This is a genomic window from Synechocystis sp. PCC 6714, from assembly GCF_000478825.2.
Classification (GTDB): Bacteria; Cyanobacteriota; Cyanobacteriia; order Cyanobacteriales; family Microcystaceae; genus Synechocystis.
Window position 1 is genome coordinate 3,089,323 of the sequence record NZ_CP007542.1, and the last position, 17,365, is coordinate 3,106,687.

Genomic DNA, 17,365 nt, shown 5'->3' on the forward strand with positions numbered 1-17,365 from the left:
ATGGCTGAAATTTCCCCTGACCCAAAAATGCCCTGGCTACCGTTGGCCCTCGATTGTCAGTTATCTCAACAACACCTGACTAGCATTTTTCCTGGCTTAGAAAAGGTCAAGAAAACCAAGCTTCTACGCCATAAACTTGGGCGACGGGCATTGATTGCCTATCATTTGGAAGCCGATGGGGGGGAACGGATTATTCTCGGCAAAATTCGCGCCAAAGGCACAGATTACAGAAGCTATGGCTGTCAACGGGCGCTCTGGGAGAATGGCTTCCATGGCCATAGTGAAGATAGCCTATCCGTACCGGAACCTTTAGGGCTAGTTAAACCCTGGCAGATGTGGCTCCAACGGTGGGTTCCTGGTCAACTCTCAACAAATTTATTGCTAACTGAGCCCGGCTTACCGGAAAAAGTTGCTGCCCTGGCCCACAAAATCCATAGCTATTCTGTCCCCACTACCAAAATCCACACCATTGCCGCTGAATTACAGATCCTTGGCGATCGCCTCCGGGAGTTCGTCCACCAGCAACCCCAGTGGCAAAAACAAATTCAACATTTCATCGCCCAGAGTGAACGGCTAGGAAAGCTTTTAGAACAGTATTCCCATCCCCTCACGACCATTCACCGAGACTTTTACCCCGACCAAATTTTGGTAGATGGCGATCGCCTTTGGTTAGTGGACCTCGACCTCTATTGCCAAGGGGATTCCGCCCTTGATTTGGGAAACTTTATCGCCCACATGACCGAGTATAGCCTCCGTATCTGGGGTAATCCCGATGCCATGGTTAGTCAAGAACAAACATTAAAAACTGCTTTTCTGGCCAAACAACCCCAAAATAACCCTTATTTGAGCCAAGCTATTGATATTTACATAGTCCTTACCCTAATGCGTCACATTGCCATTAGTTGGCGTATTCCCGCTCGTCGTCCCAATATCCCTGCCCTAATCGAACTCTGTGGCGATCGCCTTTGACAATGATTATTCATATTCATTTTCTTCCATCGTTTCTCCCTGAGGCATACAACTCGGCAAGGCGGGAATCAGCGCAGTAAATCCTCCTTCTTCTTCTGGGATGATATAGATGGGATATTTCAAGTCTAGATAATATTCCAAAGATTGCGTTTCAAACGCTTGCTTAGTTGTCATACTTCCAATTCTACAAATTTAACAGGCTAATAAGTTATTCAAAATAAGTTTGTTTTGCGGTTTTATCTATTTTTTGGGGAAATGATCGCCGTTATATTTTACTCTTCTTCCATCAGTCTAGGCAGAAGAATAGCAGAATATATCCCATAAACTTACTAAAGTTTTTAACCTGTCTAGTCTATCAACCTTTGTAAAAAGCTTTGCTAATTTCTCCAAAAGATGAGTATAGCTAGTTAAAATAAATATAGGACACTATGCTACACAGTAGTTACGAATAATTTCATCTATGCTTACACCTGGAGATACGTATGTTCTTGCTCTTTTCAATGCACTAAAATCATGCTCTATGTCATTAGGATCTGGCGAGTAGGTAGGTATAGTCATTTCAAATAATTTCGAGACTGCTTAAGTCTTTATTGACAAGCTTTTCGGTGAATTTGACTGCCTCAGTCTTACTGGAAACGACTATACTAGTTCTCCTAAGGTGTCCTTTAAGTAATTTGTTTACGGAAAAAAGTTTGTAGGGTTTCTCCCACTTCTTGGGGAAAATGTTCCTGGGGATAGTGTTTTGCCTCCGGTAATTTGACCAATTCCAGATGGTTGGCTCCCTGGACTAAATGCTCAATGGGTTCCACCGATAACCATTTATCCGCTATTCCCCAAATAAAGCAGGTCGGTTTTCGCCATTCCTTTTGCAGGCGATCGCCAATTTTTGTCAGAGCATTAGTGGTGGGTAAATTCTTAGTGGCAGCCATTAAAGCCCGACCGGCAGCGGAAGTTTTTAGCCACGGTTTACGGTAAATGTTGAGTTTTTCGTCACTGATCACAAAACCACTACCCCCTTCCAACGTACGGTCGATAATTAGTGGATCTTGGGTGACCATATCCCCCACCAAAGGAATTGTCCATTGGCGCATGGGCCAGGGTAAGGACACCGGAGGAACAACGGGGGTATTTAGGATAGCAAGTCGTTCAATCTGGTCTGGGTGATTGAGGGCATATTCAATGCCAGCTGTGGCCAAAAATCCCTGCACCACTAAGGATATTTTTTTCAATTGTAAAGACTGTAAAAATTCCCCCAAAGCCTGTTCATAGGCCACTGAAGTATAAGCAAAATCCCGTTTGTCCAAGATATCCGAAAAGCCAAACCCTAACCAATCCGGGGCGATCGCCGTTAACCCCTTTTCCGCCAACAGGGGCATTACTCCTGTCCAACACAAACTTTGACTTGGTAAACCATGGAGCAGCGCAACGGGGGGATTATTGGTGGGCTGGGACGGCTGAATCTGGCGGTAAAACCAGTGAAACTGTCCCACCTCAAGGGTCTGTTCGGAAATTTTCACGGAGGTTTGCTATCCTATGGAATCAATTCTGGGCCATTAATTGTCCCATTTCCTGTGCCCATCCCCCATCGCCAGGCTAACCATAATCCTGTCCTGGCCAACGGTTAACTTTTCGGCAGGAGACATTGCCAATGAATGCGGCAGAACAAGCCATTGGACTCGCTACCACTAGTAAAATCGCCGCTGTGGTGAACCTCTTTAAAGCCCAATTTCCCGATGCAAGGGCCGACCTCGCACCTTGGCAAGGCGATCGCCAGACCCAAGCCCAGGTGGACCCCCACTCCATCGACATTGGTTTCCATTTACCCGGTTGGAGTCCCCGTTACCAGAGCCGCAGTATCCTGGTGCAAATTCGCTTCCATCCAGATCCCATGGAAAAATCCCCGAAAATTATTGGCATTGAAACCGTCGGCATCAATCACCAAGGGCAGGCCTGGCGACTATCCACAGTGGACAACTGGCAGGTGGTGGGTAAATATCTCCCCGCCCAGGACATCGGGGAAAAACTGCGCCAATTCACCCGCCAAGCCTTCGAGCTTTTTCAGCCTCCAGACCGCTCCGGTTCCCCTTCCTAGCGCATGGATTGCACTCCGCTCCAACTGCGGCTGACCCGTTTCCCGTAGGCAATGACTGTGGGGGCTTTTGCTGGTTGGACTTTGCCATCTAGGGCCACGCTGACCAAAGAATTTTCGTCCTCCTCTTGGTCAAAATGGCTCACCTGAAAAAGTACCTGACCGGGATCGCTCTCATGCCAACCCAATAGGGTCGCGCTGGATTCCGTGTTGTTCTGGGGCATGGCACTGAGGGTACGGATGGAACCTTTTTGCCAAACAACGCCATAATCGCTGATATCGGAAGAATTAAACGCCCCTTCCATTTGCCGGGCCAATAGGCGATCGCCGTCCTCAGACCAGGAAGCTGGCAAAAGAATAGAAATTACCCCGGCCATTTCTGGACTATCTTCCCCCACCCTTTGCAGATAGCTGGCAATGGGGGAGTTGGCCCGCACTACCTGCAGCTTGCCCGTAGCTAAATTTTCAATAAACATTACCCCCAACACCTTGGATTCATAGGAATTAGGCTCCGCCCGCACTTCAATGCGACTATAGGCGGCATATTGACCAGAGGGAGACACTAAAGCTGGACTGCGGTAGTAGCGCAACCCTGACTGTTGTTGTTCTGCATAATCCTGCTGGGTGCGGACAATCCATTCCCAGGGCACCGGGTAGGGACTATCAAGGGGATCCGTTTCCCGTACATCGGTGACATTGAGTAGAAAATGATCGTCGGGAACCCCCATCGGGGTAAAACTAAAGGGCCTCAAAACACCGTTCAACAATAGGGGCTCGGGCTGATTAACAGGAAGATTAGCGGCGATCGGCAAATTAGCGAGGGCTGGGGTAGCGGTGGCGGCAATCATCAGCATGGCAGCGAAGGGGAGACGGGAACGCAGAGCACGGCAAATAGGGGCAATCATGGGGGACTCCACTCTGGGGAAACTATTACCACAACCAACTTCAAACCCTAGGTCGGTGAAGAGTTAGTATTGGGGGCAAGTATAGTTTTTTAGTCTGAGATTATTGCCAGAGGTTCCACAATTGTTAGAAGACTTCACAATTACTCCCACATTAGCCACCGCCGCTGGTTTAGTTTCGTATTTATACTCATATAGCTGCCCCCAAAAGAGACAAAAAAAAGGGACTAGCAACAAGTCCCAGCGAAACAATTATTGAACTTTTCTGTTTGAGTTTTGCGACAGAAAAATATTTAACTATCCATGCCGGGAATGTACTAATCCTTCAACCCTCTGACTTTGATCCCTAGCGACGGGGTACAGAAGCTTGGATGTTGATATTTTGGGCAGAAACTTTGGGAATAGTATTGGCGGCAGGGTTGATACTGCGGGCCATGGCCAGGAAATTCATCGGATTGCCAGCGGTAAGCTTTTTCTCCTGGGGAATAAAACGACGCACTTCGTTTTGCCAAACAATTTGGGGGAAGCCCAATTGACGACGGTGGTAAGCATCGTACCGGGGAGATTTAATGTTAAAGGGCAATTCACCCGCTTCCCGACCGGGAAGATTGCGACGACGTTGGTAAGGTACCGTGTCATAGCCAAAGTTACTGAGATACTCATCGCTGTTGAGTAGGTCGTCGATCAGCCCTTGATAGCCTTTGGTGGCTACGACAATGGACCAAGCGATTTTTTCCCGTTCGCTGTAAACGTCCCGTCCTAAAATCTTCTGTACACAATGCTCAACGAAGCGGTAGTTACTATTTTTTTCGTAGAAGCTATTGCGGAAGGTGTTGGAAAGCAACAATCCCCGCACAAAATCCCGTACAGTGATTTGGCCGTTACGCAGTTGGGACTCAAGGATTTTTTCCCTGTCCCACTTGAACGCATGGAAAAAGATTTGACGATAGGCCGCCTCGATCAGGTTATCCATGTCGGTGCTGGAGAGGATGTTTTCGGTGGTGAAAACAACAGGCTTCTCTTCAGAGCCAACTTCATAACCTTCAACCCTCACATTCTGACTTTTGGGGGCGTAGTTCAATAGGGGAAGAGCCAAGTGTAAACCTCCGTGATCTTAAGAAGAGCTTGATAATGAGTTAGTTTAAATAATAAGGGCGAAGGGTCCTGATCGTTGGCAAATATTACAATTTATTACAATTGTTAGCCTTTGGCCGTTGTAGCTCATTTCCCAGGAATTAGCCTTGATGCACTAATCTCTCCCTCCTGGGAAAGGTAGCACTACCAACCGCAGAATTGTTCGTAGGTCGGGGAAGGGGTTGTCGGCACTGAGCTATCTTCCTTAACCCGCATTTCCGTGCAATAGGTGGCGGTGTTGAAACCTCCGAACCTTTGCACAGTGCTGGTTCTTAGGCGCATATCCGGGTTGGCAAACCAAAACCGTTCAATGGTAGTCATGGTTTCATAGTCTGTCACTAGTACTAGGGCGTCTTCTTCGTCGATGTGATAGCGACCGGCGATGGGCACAATTTCCGCATAACCCCGTTCCCTCAACAACAGACCCTGTTGGGGATTGTCTTCTTCGGGGATGAGGGCAAAAACCGTTGTGCCTTCGTGGTTTTCATCTTCTTTATCCCAGGCCATGGCGCTTTCCCAGCGGACAAAGGCTCCGCCTACGGTCTTAGTGGGGTCACAGTTGTGCAGCTGGCAGATCTCGATGATCTTTGGGTCATCAGCGGCTAGGGCTTCAACAAAAATTTCTGAAGTGCCCGTTTCGGCCCGACGGAAGGCCAGGTGGTGGGTGGTCCGTTGCGATCGCCAATTGCCGGAACTATTGCGAAAAAACTCCATGGCATCCACGATGATTAACTCCTGAAAATTAAATAGGGATCAAAAAAACAATAATTAGGCTGGTGGAAAGTTTGTCGCCAAGTATTAGCCTGGGGAACTTTCACTAAGAGACTGTTTACGAAGTTTTAGTTTGCCCCCTACATCTCCCAATGCCGGAGGATTGTTATTTAGCTTCCCCAAAACTTTGGGGAACCAGGGGGACTTTATAAATGCTCTCTAAAGATTATCCAGCTTTTCTTGAGTCCGGTCACGGCCGGGGATATTGCCCTGGGTTTGATAAAGTTTTTCGGCTTCTCCAAAGGACTTTTTTGCCAGGTCAGTTTTCCCATCAACGAGGTAGGCTTCCCCCAGCAGATAGTGAAAATCGGCGTTAGTGGGTTGCAGACGGGTTAGATCCCGAAAAACCCAAACTGCTTCGGCAGGGTTATCCAGCTCCAAATACATCCGGCCAGTGCCTATTTTAGCGGCGATCGCCGTGGGTTCATTGCGGAGGGCTTGTTTATAGGCATCCAGGGCCCCGGCAAAATTCCCTTCCTGTTCCAGCAGTTCTGCCCAGGTAAGGTATAGGGAAAAACTACGCCAATCAGGATTGAGCCTGGGTTCTAACACTCTGCGGGCCGCCACCAGATCCCCCTGGGCCAGATAGGCTTTACCCAGTTGCAAGTTCAGTTCGGAACGGTTAGGAAATAATCTGAGAGCCTGATTATTGAAGGTGATTAACTGTTCATACTCATTGCTCTGGAGGAGGGCCGCCCCCATCATCACCGCCGCTTCTTCATTATCCGATTGCAAACGATGAATTTCGTTATACAGTTGACGCACTCGGTTGTAGTCTCCCTGCTGGAGCATGATGACCCCCAGGGCAAGGCGATATTTAACTGACTGCGGGGAATTGGGACCTAAACTGATGGCAGTGGCATAGGCGCTGGCGGCTTCGTTTAACAATCCCTGGCGCGCGTAACTAAATCCTAAACCATCGTAATATTCAGGATTATTGGGATTTACCCGCAAAGCCTGCTGAAAACTTTGGCTTGCCTCGGCAAATTGTCCCTGGCGAGCGTAGAGATAACCCATGCTGCCAAACAGTTCTGCGTTTTCCCCGTCTAACATGGCCGCCTGTTGGTAAATGGCGATCGCCTGGGGAAAATTACCGTTATCCACATAGGCCTTGCCTTGGCGCAGTAGCTCATTGAACTGCCTTCTATCATCGGCCGCTGAGCGTTGAGCCAGCAGGGGGTTAACGTTGGGATGGCGGTTGAACTCAGTGGGGATGGAAGATTGAGCCAACACAGTGGCACTGAATAACAGGGGAATTAAACTGCCTCCCATCAATATTTGTCTGCCTGACCAGAGGTAGCGTAAATTCATTGAAAAACTGGTGGTGAAACTCCGCCCCGAAGGACGGCTTGGCATTTGCTTAACTTGGTTTAATTTTGCTTTAGACAAAAAAGGCCTAGAGACGGTTCATTCGCCCCCGGTCTCACCCCACACCACATTGGCGATTACCTTGACCATTGGCCACGGGTTCACGCCCGCATCAGTGTACAACAAACTTTTGCTTCTGGGAAAATTGCCCCTGGCCTTAGGGTGGCTCAATGCTCTCAAACCCTTTAGACATAGACCTTTCACCAAGATTACTTGAGAGTTGCTGGACTGGTATTTTCAGAACGTTCGTAAGCTTCCACAATCCTTTGCACCAGGGGATGACGCACCACATCCGCTTGATTAAGGTAACAGAATGCAACCCCTTCCACATCCTTGAGGATGGTTTGGGCCACTTGCAAACCCGATTTTTGGTAATTGGGTAAATCGGTTTGGGTTATATCGCCAGTAACAATCATTTTCGAGCCAAAACCAAGGCGGGTTAAGACCATTTTCAGTTGGGCTGGGGTGGTGTTTTGGGCTTCATCCACAATCACAAAGGCATTGGTCAAAGTTCTTCCCCGCATATAGGCCAGGGGCGCCACTTCAATTTTGCCTCGCTCCATCAAATCGGGAATTTTTTCCGGTTCTATGAATTCATAGAGGGCATCGTAGAGGGGGCGCAAAAACGGATCAACTTTTTGTTGCAAATCCCCCGGCAGAAAACCTAATTTTTCCCCCGCTTCCACCGCTGGTCGAGTCAAAATCAGGCGATCGCATTCATTATTCAACAGCGCTTGCACCGCCAGCACCGCTGCCAGAAAAGTTTTCCCTGTCCCCGCTGGGCCAATGCAAAACGTCACATCATGTTTTTGGATCGCTTTAATGTATTGTCGTTGCCGAAAGGTTTTGGCGCGGACAGTCTCCCCCCGGCGGGTTTTAGCCAACACCGTTTGTTGTAGGGCCTGATATTCTTCCTGTTTGCCCGTATCCAATGCATGGAAAGCTGTCATCAAATCGGGACGGGAAATGGCCTTGGCACTCTGCCAGTAGGGAGCGAGGGATTGGAGCACGGCCATAACCCTAGCCACGGCTTTTTCGGTGCCGACCACCATCAGTTCCTGCCCCCGTAGAATTAACTTTGCACCGGTATGGTGGGCCAAATAGGTCAGGTTATCTTCTCCGCTTCCTGCTAAGGCGATCGCACTTTCCGGGCTGGGCAATGGCAGGGTGGCGGTAGTTTGGGACATAAATGGAGTAACTCAGAAGGGGTTTGAGTCGAGTATATGCCCTAGGCAACGGACCTTGCCATCCACTGTCTAAATGCCAAACTAATCAGATAGGCAATGCTAGCCACCAAAATAATGGTCGCTCCGGAAGAAAGGTTGAAACTGTAGGAAAGTGCCAACCCAAAAGTGCAAAAGATTATACCCAGACCACTGGCCACTGCCATCATTTGGGGCACATCCCGCACATACTGACCGGCGATCGCCGCCGGAATACTCAACAGGGCAATAACCATAATTAATCCCACCAACTGCATCACCATCACCACCGTTAAAGCAATGGCTGCCACTAGGGTTAAATAAAGAATATCCACCGGCAAATTACGGGTGGTGGCATAGATGGGATCGAAGGAAATGGCCAAAAACTCCTTGTACAGCAGAAATAAAAGAATAATGATCACAAGGTCTAGGCCGGCCATGAGCCAGAGTTCCTGTCGGGGCACCGTCAAAATACTGCCAAACAAATAACTAGCTACATCGGCTTTATAGCCCTTGGTTAAATCAATCAACATAATGCCGATCGCCATGCCCAGGGCCCACATCACTCCAATTAAAGTGTCACTGCGCTGTTGATATTTCCTCGCTACCCAACCCATAGCTAAGGCCATCACTAAGGAAAAACCAAATGCTCCCCAGAGGGGATTAAAGGCAAAATAGTAGCCTAAACCAATGCCTCCATAGGCAGCATGGGCTACACCGCCACTAATGAAAACCATGCGGTTAATGACAATGAAAGAGCCAATTAATCCACAGGCTAAGCTGACCAGCAAACTGGCTACGATGGCGTTTTGCATAAATTCGTATTGCAACGCCTGAGTCAGGGTCTCAATCATGGTGACACTCCACAGAATGACCTTGACCATTGGTTCCGTCCAGCACAGGTAAAGCCAGGTCATGGCTAGGGAAAACCCGATGGGGCACACCATGGGCAATTAAATCCACTGGACATTGATAGGTGGCTTCAATCATCTGGGGGGTGATAAATTTTTCTTGGTGGTAGTGCAAACTGCGGTTTAGACAACCGACGGTTTTGACATAGCGGGAAATGGCCCCTAGGTCGTGGGAAATCATCACAATGGTCATGGTTTGATTCAGTTCCCCCAACAACTCGTAAATGCTTTTTTGCACCTTACTGTCCACATTGGCGGTGGGTTCGTCCAGCAATAAAATCTTTGGTTGGGAAGCCAAGGCCCTAGCAATATAAACCCGTTGCCGTTGTCCCCCAGATAAAGCTCCCAGCGGGCGATCGCCCAAATCTCCCATACCTACCTGTTCCAAACAACGACGCACAATGGCTTCATCCTGCTGGTGATAACGGCGAAATAATTTGCCCCGCCCCAGGCGACCCATCCTTACCACATCCAATACCCGCACTGGAAACGCCCGGTCAAACTCCAACCATTGGGGCACATAACCCACGTAGCGTCGCCCCTGTTCCACTGGGCGTCCAAGGATTTGCACTTTGCCTTGCTGGGGTTTGATTAAGCCCAACAGCACTTTGAGCAGAGTGGTTTTTCCCCCTCCATTGGGGCCAATTAAACCGAGAAAATCCCTTTCCTCTACTTGCAGGTCAATATTTTCCAGTACTGGGTTGCCATCGTAGCCGGCGGACAAATTTTCAACGGTAATTACAGGGGGAGAATGGCTGACCATGGAGGCATTAGCATTAGGGCTGGGCACTGTTAGCATTGGCGATTTTTTGGGCAACGGATTTAAGATTGCTAGACCAATCGGCGGCTAAAGGATCGAGTAACTCCACCCCCGTCCCAATTTCAGCGGCGATCGCCTCGGCACTTTTAGTACTAAATTGGGTTTCTCCAAACACAACCCTCAAATTATTTTCCTTGGCCGTATCGATTAACTGTTTCAATTCCTGGGCGCTGGGCTCTTGGCCCTCCACCTCAATGGGAATTTGCACTAGGTTGTAATCCCGAGCAAAGTAAGCCCAAGAAGGATGGAAAACAATAAATTTTCTTTGGGGTAAGGGCTCCAGGGTTTGTCGCAATTCCTGATCTAACTGCCCAACTTCTTCGATGAACTTAGCTAAATTAGCCTCATACTGTGCACGATTATCCGGGTCAAGCTCCGCCAATCCCTTGGCGATCGTTGTGGCCTGCTGTTTTACCAGGGTGGGAGATAACCAAATATGGGGATCCACCACCATCACTGCTCCCATGGCCTTTTCCTTTTCTGACTCTGACCCATGGTCGTGGCCGTGGTCACCGTGCCCTTCCTCCTCCCCATGACCATGCTCCTCCATCTCCAAGGGATTAATGCCTTCAGCGGAATCAATCAAAACCAGATTGGCATTGGCAGCCTTGACCTTCTCTAGCCAGGGTTGCTCAAACCCAAGACCGATTAAAACATAGGCTTCAGCTTCACTCAGGGCTGCCAATTGTTGCGGTTTCGGCTCGTAGGTGTGAGGATCATTATTACCAGGCACCAGGACGTTGACTCGAACCAAGTCACCACCAATTTTTTCCAAAAAGTATTGTTGGGGAGGGATACTTACCGTAATATCCATGGCTTCCACCGATGGGGCATCCCCAGATTGGCCATTTTGCCCAATTTGTTCAACGGCAGACTGACAGCCTAGGGTTCCTAAACCCACAATTACGGCAAGACCAAAGGATTGGACAAAGCGGGGGACAGTGGGCAAAATGAACATTACCAATGTGCAATACAGTGAAGATCGAGCCGACGGGAAATTCATCCCCGCGGAGCTCAATAACAAACGATAATCGTTATCATTGCATAATTCCTCGCCATTGTCATGAGTCTTTCCCCCCCCTCCCTTGCCATTCGTCTAGAAGCCCTGACGGTTAACCAACGATTAGTACTCCAAGCTTTACAGAGGGAGACGGAACCGCTTTCAGCTCAGGACCTGTTCACCAAACTGAGGGAGACCAAGAAAATTGGTTTAGCCACCGTGTACCGGGCTTTGGAAGCCCTCAAATTGGCGGGGTTTATCCAACACCAAGCCACCATGACGGGGGAATTGCTTTACCAAACCTTAGAGCAGGACCAACATTGTCTGACCTGTTTACAGTGTGGGGAATCGGTACCAATTCAGGGTTGCCCAGTCCAATCCCTGGAAGAAAATTTGCAGACTAATTATTCGTTTCGGATTTACTACCACACCCTAGAATTCTTCGGACTTTGTCAACTCTGTGCCAAGGGCAATGATTAGGATTGGGCGATTAGTACAATTATTTTTATTCCCACCCCGTGGTCTTTTTGGGCAAGGGTGGTCTTGAAATAAAACCATTTGCCGGGAGAGGATTGATCTGTCTTGTGGGCCGATAGAATATCTTCTTGAGTTCTAGATGCAAAGCCACCGGGATTTAAGGCCCAGTTTTTTTGATGAATTTTTTGCTTACCAATGATGACGGCATTGACGCCCCTGGTATTGAGGCTCTCTATAGGGCCCTCGGTCAAAGGGGAATGTGGGTGGCCCCCAAAGATCAGCATTCTGGCTGCGGCCATAAAGTAACCACTGACCAGGCGATCGCTGTGGAGCAGAGGGGAAAAGATCGCTATGCCGTGGATGGCACTCCGGCGGACTGTACCCGTTTGGGGGTTGCCCATTTTTACCCGGAAGTTGATTGGGTAATAGCAGGTATTAATGCGGGGGGCAATATGGGTATTGATTCTTACCTATCTGGCACGGTGGCCGCGGTGCGGGAGGCGGCTATCCTTGGCCATAAGGCGATCGCCATTTCCCACTGGATTAATAAACCCCGTACCATTGATTGGGACTGGGCTTCCCGCTGGTCGGCGGTGGTATTGAAAACCCTTTGGCAACAGGAATTACCCCCCCAACATTTTTGGAATGTGAACTTGCCCCATTGGCAGGCCGGCGATCCGGAGCCGGAGATTATTTTTTGTGAACCTAGTCGGGATCCTCTACCCGTGGCATTTACCAAAGAAGGGTCAAATTTCTTTTATCGGGGAGAATATAGCCAACGACCCCGAAAACCGGGAACGGATATTGACGTTTGTTTTTCTGGCAACATTGCCATCACTCAATTGGGAGTTTAAGCCAGGGAGTTCAACGTTTTTTCTATTTAACTGGACTTCAGCGGGGAGAGAACGGGTTAGAGGTGATCGGGACCATAGAGGATTGGACGAGCCCCCTCCTGGGCATTCGCTTTCTTCTAACCACTGATACCTTGGAAGTTTATTATCCTGATGGGCAGAAGTTTCTTACCACAGTGGAGCTTAATCAAGCAATGGCAAAGGAAAAGCGACGGGCCAACGAAGAACAACAACGGGCTGATCGACTAACGGCCAAACTAAAGAAATTGGGAGTTAATCCTGAAGCAATTTAACTTTTTGGCTCTAACTGTTAGCTGCTGACAGTTGCCATGGGCCCAAACAGGTTTCCAAAAAATTATTTAACCCATAGCAAACTTGAACTGCCCTATTCCCCTTGACCGTTATCCCCAGGTGTTGTTGGCCCACGGTGGCGGCGGTAAGTTGAGTCAACAATTACTAACCCAGATTTTTCTCCCTGCCTTTGGTTGTCCCCTAGACCAAGGCCATGATGCGGCGGTTTTTGCTGTCAACCATAGTTCCTTAGCTTTTACCACCGATTCCTATGTGATCAATCCCCTCTTTTTTCCAGGCGGGAACATTGGTTCTTTGGCGGTCCACGGCACGGTAAATGATCTGGCCATGGCCGGGGCAACTCCCCGTTACATTAGCGTTGGTTTTATCCTCGAAGAAGGATTGCCCATGGAAACCCTCTGGCGGGTAGCTCAATCCCTAGGGCAAGCAGCCAAGCATTGCGACATAAAAGTCATTACCGGCGATACCAAAGTTGTAGACCGGGGCAAGGGGGACGGCATTTTCATCAACACCAGTGGCATTGGTTCCCTTGACCATCAACAAATTATTCATCCTAATCAGGTACAGGTGGGCGATCGCCTGATTTTGAGCGGCGATTTGGGGCGCCATGGCATGGCCATTATGGCGGTGCGCCAAGGATTAGAATTTGAAACCACCATTGAAAGTGATTCAGCCCCGGTTCACAGAGAAGTGCAGGCATTATTGTCAGCGGAAATACCCATTCACTGTCTGCGGGATTTAACCAGAGGAGGTTTGGCCAGTGCGGTAAATGAAATTGCCCAAACTGCTGGAGTAACCATGGCTTTGCGGGAAACGTTAATTCCAGTGGAAGCCGAGGTGCAGGCCGCCTGTGAACTGTTGGGTTTTGACCCCCTCTATGTGGCCAATGAAGGAAGGTTTTTAGCTATTGTGCCCCCGACGGCAGAGCAGAAAACCATAGAAATTTTGCAAACTTTCCATCCCCAAGCCACGGCGATCGGTACAGTGACAGGCAAAAGTGAACAAACTCTGGGGTTAGTCAGCCTGGAAAGTTCCATTGGGGCCCCCCGCCTACTGGATATGATCAGTGGGGAACAGTTACCCCGCATTTGTTAGCAGGGGCATAACCACTGAATAATCCTCCCGATAGAGTGGTTCTAGAACTATTTCAGTGGCCACCAGCTAACCTTTTCCCGGGTGGAACTGTAAACCTCTTTGAGTCCTTCCGGAGCCAGAATTTGAATTAAGTCTTCTTTTTCCCCTTTGGGAATGGCAATCAGATGGTGTTTTTGCATTCCCTTTAATACTTGCTCCACCGTCCTTTGATTCAGTTGGCAAGCCCTGGCAATCACATCAATGGGCAAATCAAAAATATAATTCCCCTGGCGATCGGGTTGGTTACCCAACTCCCTTTCTTGGTAGATCAACGCCCGCAGCAAACTCGCAACAGCTTGGGGAGGGTAGGTACTGCAATTGAGCAGATGGTATTCAAATTTTTGTTGTAATTCAAACAGAAAGCGATACCGTTCCCGAAAAACTTCACTATTTTCATAAATTTGCTGAACGGTGGCCAGGGGAACTTTGATCACATGGCTAGTTTTGTAGGATTCCACCAGACAGGGAAAAGATTTGGTGGCTAAACCATAGCTAAAGGGTAGGTTGCGTAGGCCAAAACAACTGCCAGCGTAGTGGATAGCAATAATCCGATCCAGGGGAGTACTACGGGTGATGACAATGCCCTCGTCCAACATGACATAGAGACTGTCTAAATCCTGGTCTGGCAAAAAGGCCGTATACAGGGGGCGATTGGAAAACAGCTTTTCTACTTTGACCTGGTCTTTGGCAAGTAATTCCCCTATCCACGGGGTATCTAGACCCCGAAACAGATAATTCGTTTCAATCAGCTTGGTGATGGGCTCGGGGGACGGGGACATGGATTGTCTTTTTGCCATAACTCAAGGGAAATTTACATTGCTCTGATCATCGCACAAAGCCAACCTTCCATTGTTTCACGCCGGATTGCAATTACAACACATTTGTAAGTGAGTTGCATTTTATGTTTAATTAATGTAAGATTTATTTTTATTCTAGATGCTCTCGCTCAAGCTATCTACAAAACACAAACATCCCATCGTGTTCGGAGGCGCCGCTAATGGGCAAATGGTTTGCGGATAATAGTTTTTCCATTGGTCGGACTCCCTTAGTCCGTTTAAATAATGTAGTTGGAAACACTAATGCCACTGTGCTGGCGAAAATCGAGGGTCGTAATCCGGCCTATTCAGTTAAGTGTCGATTAGGCGCGGCTTTGGTTTGGGATGCGGAGCAAAGGGGTTTACTGGGCCCAGGCAAGGAATTGGTGGAACCGACCAGTGGCAATACAGGCATTGCACTGGCATTTGTGGCGGCGGCTAAGGGGATTGCCCTTACTTTGGCCATGCCGGAAACCATGAGTTTGGAGCGGCGCAAGTTGCTACAAGCCTATGGGGCAAATTTAGTTTTAACCCCGGGTACCCAGGGTATGGTCGGAGCCATTGCCAAAGCTGAGGCGATCGCCAATTCTGATCCTGAACGCTATGTTTTGCTACAACAATTCTGCAATCCAGCTAACCCCCGCATTCACCAAGAAACCACAGGACCGGAAATCTGGGACGATACCGATGGCGATGTGGATATTCTCGTCTCCGGTGTTGGCACTGGGGGAACCATCACAGGAATTTCCCGTTACTTCAAAGAAATTAAGGGTAAATCCATCACCTCTGTGGCCGTTGAGCCAGAAGCAAGTCCTGTTATTTCTCAAGCAATGGCCGGCAAAGAAATTAAATCTGGCCCCCATAAAATCCAGGGTATTGGAGCTGGTTTCGTGCCCAAAAATTTAGATGTGTCCCTAGTAGATGCGGTGGAAACTGTTTCCAATGAAGAGGCAATTATCTACGCCAAACGTTTAGCCAAAGAAGAAGGCATTTTGGCCGGTATTTCCTGTGGAGCGGCCACGGCCGTAGCAACTCGCCTGGCTAAACGTCCCGAAAATCAGGGCAAAACCATTGTAGTAATTCTGCCGGATTCTGGGGAGCGTTATCTTAGTTCAGTGCTTTTCCACGGAGTATTTGATGAGGAAGGGCTGGCGGCATAGACATAAATAAATATAAATTAAATACTTTTGGCTGAAAATCAACTAATAAATATGTTGGAATAGGACGCCATTTGTGGTCAATTTTACAATTATCAACAATCTTAAGAAAAGTAAATCAATGGAATATTTCAAGGCAAATACGCTGCGTATTTATCAAGATTCTGCTCCCATTTTTAATAAAAGTAATGGCAAGCTTTACGACTCCAATGCCGCTATTTTTGATGTTGAAAAAATTCGCCAAGATTTTCCCATTCTGAATGAAGTAATAAACGAAAAACCCCTAATTTGGTTTGATAATGCTTCCACCACCCAGAAACCCCAGACGGTCATTGATCGTCTGACCTATTTTTATCAACATGAAAATTCTAATATCCATCGAGCCGCCCATACCCTAGCTGCCAGAGCCACCGATGCTTATGAAAATGCCAGAGAAACTGTGCGTCATTTTCTCAATGCTAAGTCGGTCAATGAAATTATTTTTGTCAAGGGCACAACGGAAGGTATAAACCTAGTAGCAAAAAGTTGGGGTAAACAAAATATCAAAGCTGGAGATGAAATTCTTCTAACCCATCTGGAACACCATGCCAACATTGTCCCCTGGCATCAATTGGCGATGGAAACAGGGGCAAAGTTGATAGTGGCGCCAGTGGATGATCAGGGACAAATTTTACTGGATGAATATAAAAAATTGCTTGGTTCCCGCACTAAATTAGTCGGGCTTTGCCACATATCGAATGTATTGGGAACCGTTACTCCAGCCCAAGAAATTGTCAATTTAGCCCATGAAATTGGAGCAAAAGTGTTGATAGATGCGGCCCAATCCATTGCCCATATTCCCATTGATATCCAAGAATTAAATCCCGATTGGCTTGTATTTTCTGGTCACAAAATCTTTGGTCCTACGGGCATTGGTGTAGTCTATGGACGACAGGATTTACTAGATGCCACGGACCCTTGGCAGAGCGGGGGAAATATGATCAGTGAAGTAAGCTTTGAGCATATTAGCTATCGTCCTATTCCCAAACGATTCGAAGCCGGCACCGCCAATATTGCTGATGTAGTGGCCCTAGGTAAGGCTTTAGATTACGTGCAAAATATCGGTCTAACGGCGATCGCCAATTATGAAAACGAATTATTGGAGTATGCCACGTTAGGACTGAAGACAATTCCAGGATTGCATATAGTTGGTAATGCGATGGAGAAAGCTTCAGTAATTTCTTTCCTGTTAGATGGTTTTGCTCCCTCAGAAGTGGGACAAGCCTTAAATAAGCAGGGCATTGCTGTGCGCTCAGGTCATCATTGTGCCCAGCCAATTTTAAAAAGATTGGGATTAACTTCAACGGTGCGACTCTCCCTTGCTTTTTATAATACAAAATCTGAAATCAATCATTGTATTAAGGCTCTGGAAAAAATTGACTGCTGAATTAATGTTAAATAACACTCGATCACC

General features: G+C 48.0%; 19 protein-coding genes and 1 pseudogene. 8 read left to right on the forward strand and 12 right to left on the reverse strand.

What is annotated here, in order from left to right; translation table 11 throughout:
• Complete coding sequence (locus tag D082_RS14060; protein ID WP_028947036.1) at positions 1-969, forward strand: phosphotransferase family protein; 969 nt, start codon at positions 1-3, stop codon at positions 967-969.
• 6 nt (positions 970-975) lie between these two features.
• Here D082_RS14060 and D082_RS19455 read toward each other — a convergent pair whose 3' ends face one another.
• From D082_RS19455 to D082_RS14065, 3 genes and pseudogenes are all read right to left on the reverse strand, one after another.
• Positions 976-1,143: a type II toxin-antitoxin system HicB family antitoxin gene (locus D082_RS19455; protein ID WP_144428748.1), complete on the reverse strand. Its 168-nt coding sequence runs from the start codon at positions 1,141-1,143 to the stop codon at positions 976-978.
• Positions 1,144-1,395: 252 nt separating this feature from the next.
• A pseudogene (locus D082_RS19135) lies at positions 1,396-1,521 on the reverse strand (IS630 family transposase); the annotation flags it as partial.
• 113 nt (positions 1,522-1,634) lie between these two features.
• A complete protein-coding gene (locus tag D082_RS14065) occupies positions 1,635-2,486 on the reverse strand; it encodes an alpha/beta fold hydrolase (protein ID WP_028947035.1) in 852 nt (283 codons plus the stop codon).
• A gap of 131 nt (positions 2,487-2,617) precedes the next feature.
• Here D082_RS14065 and D082_RS14070 point away from each other — a divergent pair, with 131 nt between their 5' ends.
• The gene (locus tag D082_RS14070) at positions 2,618-3,061 is read left to right on the forward strand and encodes a hypothetical protein (RefSeq protein ID WP_028947034.1); all 444 of its coding nucleotides are present in this window, start codon (positions 2,618-2,620) and stop codon (positions 3,059-3,061) included.
• Here the strand turns inward: D082_RS14070 and D082_RS14075 are convergent.
• The 8 genes from D082_RS14075 to D082_RS14110 all read right to left on the reverse strand — a co-directional run bounded on the left by D082_RS14075 (position 3,058) and on the right by D082_RS14110 (position 11,124).
• Positions 3,058-3,963, reverse strand: coding sequence for a hypothetical protein (locus tag D082_RS14075; protein ID WP_028947033.1), 906 nt, complete (start codon positions 3,961-3,963; stop codon positions 3,058-3,060). The two genes, D082_RS14070 and D082_RS14075, sit on opposite strands and share 4 nt — an antisense overlap.
• A 343-nt stretch (positions 3,964-4,306) precedes the next feature.
• Positions 4,307-5,056, reverse strand: coding sequence for a phycobilisome rod-core linker polypeptide (locus D082_RS14080; RefSeq protein ID WP_028947031.1), 750 nt, complete (start codon positions 5,054-5,056; stop codon positions 4,307-4,309).
• A 182-nt stretch (positions 5,057-5,238) separates the two neighbouring features.
• The gene (locus D082_RS14085; RefSeq protein WP_028947030.1) at positions 5,239-5,817 is read right to left on the reverse strand and encodes a phycobiliprotein lyase; all 579 of its coding nucleotides are present in this window, start codon (positions 5,815-5,817) and stop codon (positions 5,239-5,241) included.
• Positions 5,818-6,024: 207 nt separating this feature from the next.
• A complete protein-coding gene (locus tag D082_RS14090; protein ID WP_238546741.1) occupies positions 6,025-7,176 on the reverse strand; it encodes a tetratricopeptide repeat protein in 1,152 nt (383 codons plus the stop codon).
• A gap of 266 nt (positions 7,177-7,442) precedes the next feature.
• A complete protein-coding gene (locus D082_RS14095) occupies positions 7,443-8,420 on the reverse strand; it encodes a PhoH family protein (protein ID WP_028947028.1) in 978 nt (325 codons plus the stop codon).
• A gap of 41 nt (positions 8,421-8,461) precedes the next feature.
• Positions 8,462-9,319: a metal ABC transporter permease gene (locus D082_RS14100; protein WP_028947027.1), complete on the reverse strand. Its 858-nt coding sequence runs from the start codon at positions 9,317-9,319 to the stop codon at positions 8,462-8,464.
• A complete protein-coding gene (locus D082_RS14105) occupies positions 9,282-10,145 on the reverse strand; it encodes a metal ABC transporter ATP-binding protein (protein WP_028947026.1) in 864 nt (287 codons plus the stop codon). Before D082_RS14105 ends, D082_RS14100 begins: the two co-directional genes overlap by 38 nt.
• A complete protein-coding gene (locus D082_RS14110) occupies positions 10,123-11,124 on the reverse strand; it encodes a metal ABC transporter solute-binding protein, Zn/Mn family (RefSeq protein WP_028947025.1) in 1,002 nt (333 codons plus the stop codon). Before D082_RS14110 ends, D082_RS14105 begins: the two co-directional genes overlap by 23 nt.
• Before the next feature lie 105 nt (positions 11,125-11,229).
• Here D082_RS14110 and D082_RS14115 point away from each other — a divergent pair, with 105 nt between their 5' ends.
• The 4 genes from D082_RS14115 (at position 11,230) to hypE (ending at position 13,901) form a co-directional block, all read left to right on the forward strand.
• On the forward strand, positions 11,230-11,646 hold the full coding sequence (locus tag D082_RS14115) for a transcriptional repressor (RefSeq protein ID WP_028947024.1): 417 nt from the start codon (positions 11,230-11,232) through the stop codon (positions 11,644-11,646).
• Positions 11,647-11,819: 173 nt separating this feature from the next.
• Positions 11,820-12,497 (forward strand): 5'/3'-nucleotidase SurE, encoded by a 678-nt coding sequence (gene surE, locus D082_RS14120; protein WP_028947023.1) that lies wholly within the window; start codon positions 11,820-11,822, stop codon positions 12,495-12,497.
• 62 nt (positions 12,498-12,559) lie between these two features.
• Positions 12,560-12,787: a hypothetical protein gene (locus D082_RS14125; RefSeq protein WP_028947022.1), complete on the forward strand. Its 228-nt coding sequence runs from the start codon at positions 12,560-12,562 to the stop codon at positions 12,785-12,787.
• A 73-nt stretch (positions 12,788-12,860) separates the two neighbouring features.
• Complete coding sequence (hypE, locus tag D082_RS14130; protein ID WP_028947021.1) at positions 12,861-13,901, forward strand: hydrogenase expression/formation protein HypE; 1,041 nt, start codon at positions 12,861-12,863, stop codon at positions 13,899-13,901.
• 47 nt (positions 13,902-13,948) lie between these two features.
• Here hypE and D082_RS14135 read toward each other — a convergent pair whose 3' ends face one another.
• A complete protein-coding gene (locus D082_RS14135; protein ID WP_028947020.1) occupies positions 13,949-14,737 on the reverse strand; it encodes a Crp/Fnr family transcriptional regulator in 789 nt (262 codons plus the stop codon).
• A 200-nt stretch (positions 14,738-14,937) separates the two neighbouring features.
• Here D082_RS14135 and cysK point away from each other — a divergent pair, with 200 nt between their 5' ends.
• Both cysK and D082_RS14145 read left to right on the forward strand, forming a co-directional pair.
• A complete protein-coding gene (cysK, locus tag D082_RS14140; RefSeq protein ID WP_028947019.1) occupies positions 14,938-15,915 on the forward strand; it encodes a cysteine synthase A in 978 nt (325 codons plus the stop codon).
• Between the two features lie 118 nt (positions 15,916-16,033).
• Entirely contained in the window at positions 16,034-17,338 is a 1,305-nt protein-coding gene (locus D082_RS14145; protein ID WP_081857669.1) for a cysteine desulfurase, read from the forward strand.
• Positions 17,339-17,365 lie beyond the last annotated feature (27 nt).

Excerpts from the sequence above, each read along its gene's own strand:
- D082_RS14060 (WP_028947036.1), top strand. The coding sequence starts at position 1 with ATGGCTGAAATTTCCCCTGACCCAAAAATGCCCTGGCTACCGTTGGCC.
- D082_RS19455 (WP_144428748.1), bottom strand. The coding sequence starts at position 1,143 with ATGACAACTAAGCAAGCGTTTGAAACGCAATCTTTGGAATATTATCTA.
- D082_RS14070 (WP_028947034.1), top strand. The coding sequence starts at position 2,618 with ATGAATGCGGCAGAACAAGCCATTGGACTCGCTACCACTAGTAAAATC.
- D082_RS14075 (WP_028947033.1), bottom strand. The coding sequence starts at position 3,963 with ATGATTGCCCCTATTTGCCGTGCTCTGCGTTCCCGTCTCCCCTTCGCT.
- D082_RS14090 (WP_238546741.1), bottom strand. The coding sequence starts at position 7,176 with ATGAATTTACGCTACCTCTGGTCAGGCAGACAAATATTGATGGGAGGC.
- D082_RS14095 (WP_028947028.1), bottom strand. The coding sequence starts at position 8,420 with ATGTCCCAAACTACCGCCACCCTGCCATTGCCCAGCCCGGAAAGTGCG.
- D082_RS14100 (WP_028947027.1), bottom strand. The coding sequence starts at position 9,319 with ATGGTCAAGGTCATTCTGTGGAGTGTCACCATGATTGAGACCCTGACT.
- D082_RS14105 (WP_028947026.1), bottom strand. The coding sequence starts at position 10,145 with ATGCTAACAGTGCCCAGCCCTAATGCTAATGCCTCCATGGTCAGCCAT.
- D082_RS14110 (WP_028947025.1), bottom strand. The coding sequence starts at position 11,124 with ATGTTCATTTTGCCCACTGTCCCCCGCTTTGTCCAATCCTTTGGTCTT.
- D082_RS14115 (WP_028947024.1), top strand. The coding sequence starts at position 11,230 with ATGAGTCTTTCCCCCCCCTCCCTTGCCATTCGTCTAGAAGCCCTGACG.
- surE (WP_028947023.1), top strand. The coding sequence starts at position 11,820 with ATGAATTTTTTGCTTACCAATGATGACGGCATTGACGCCCCTGGTATT.
- D082_RS14135 (WP_028947020.1), bottom strand. The coding sequence starts at position 14,737 with ATGGCAAAAAGACAATCCATGTCCCCGTCCCCCGAGCCCATCACCAAG.
- cysK (WP_028947019.1), top strand. The coding sequence starts at position 14,938 with ATGGGCAAATGGTTTGCGGATAATAGTTTTTCCATTGGTCGGACTCCC.
- D082_RS14145 (WP_081857669.1), top strand. The coding sequence starts at position 16,034 with ATGGAATATTTCAAGGCAAATACGCTGCGTATTTATCAAGATTCTGCT.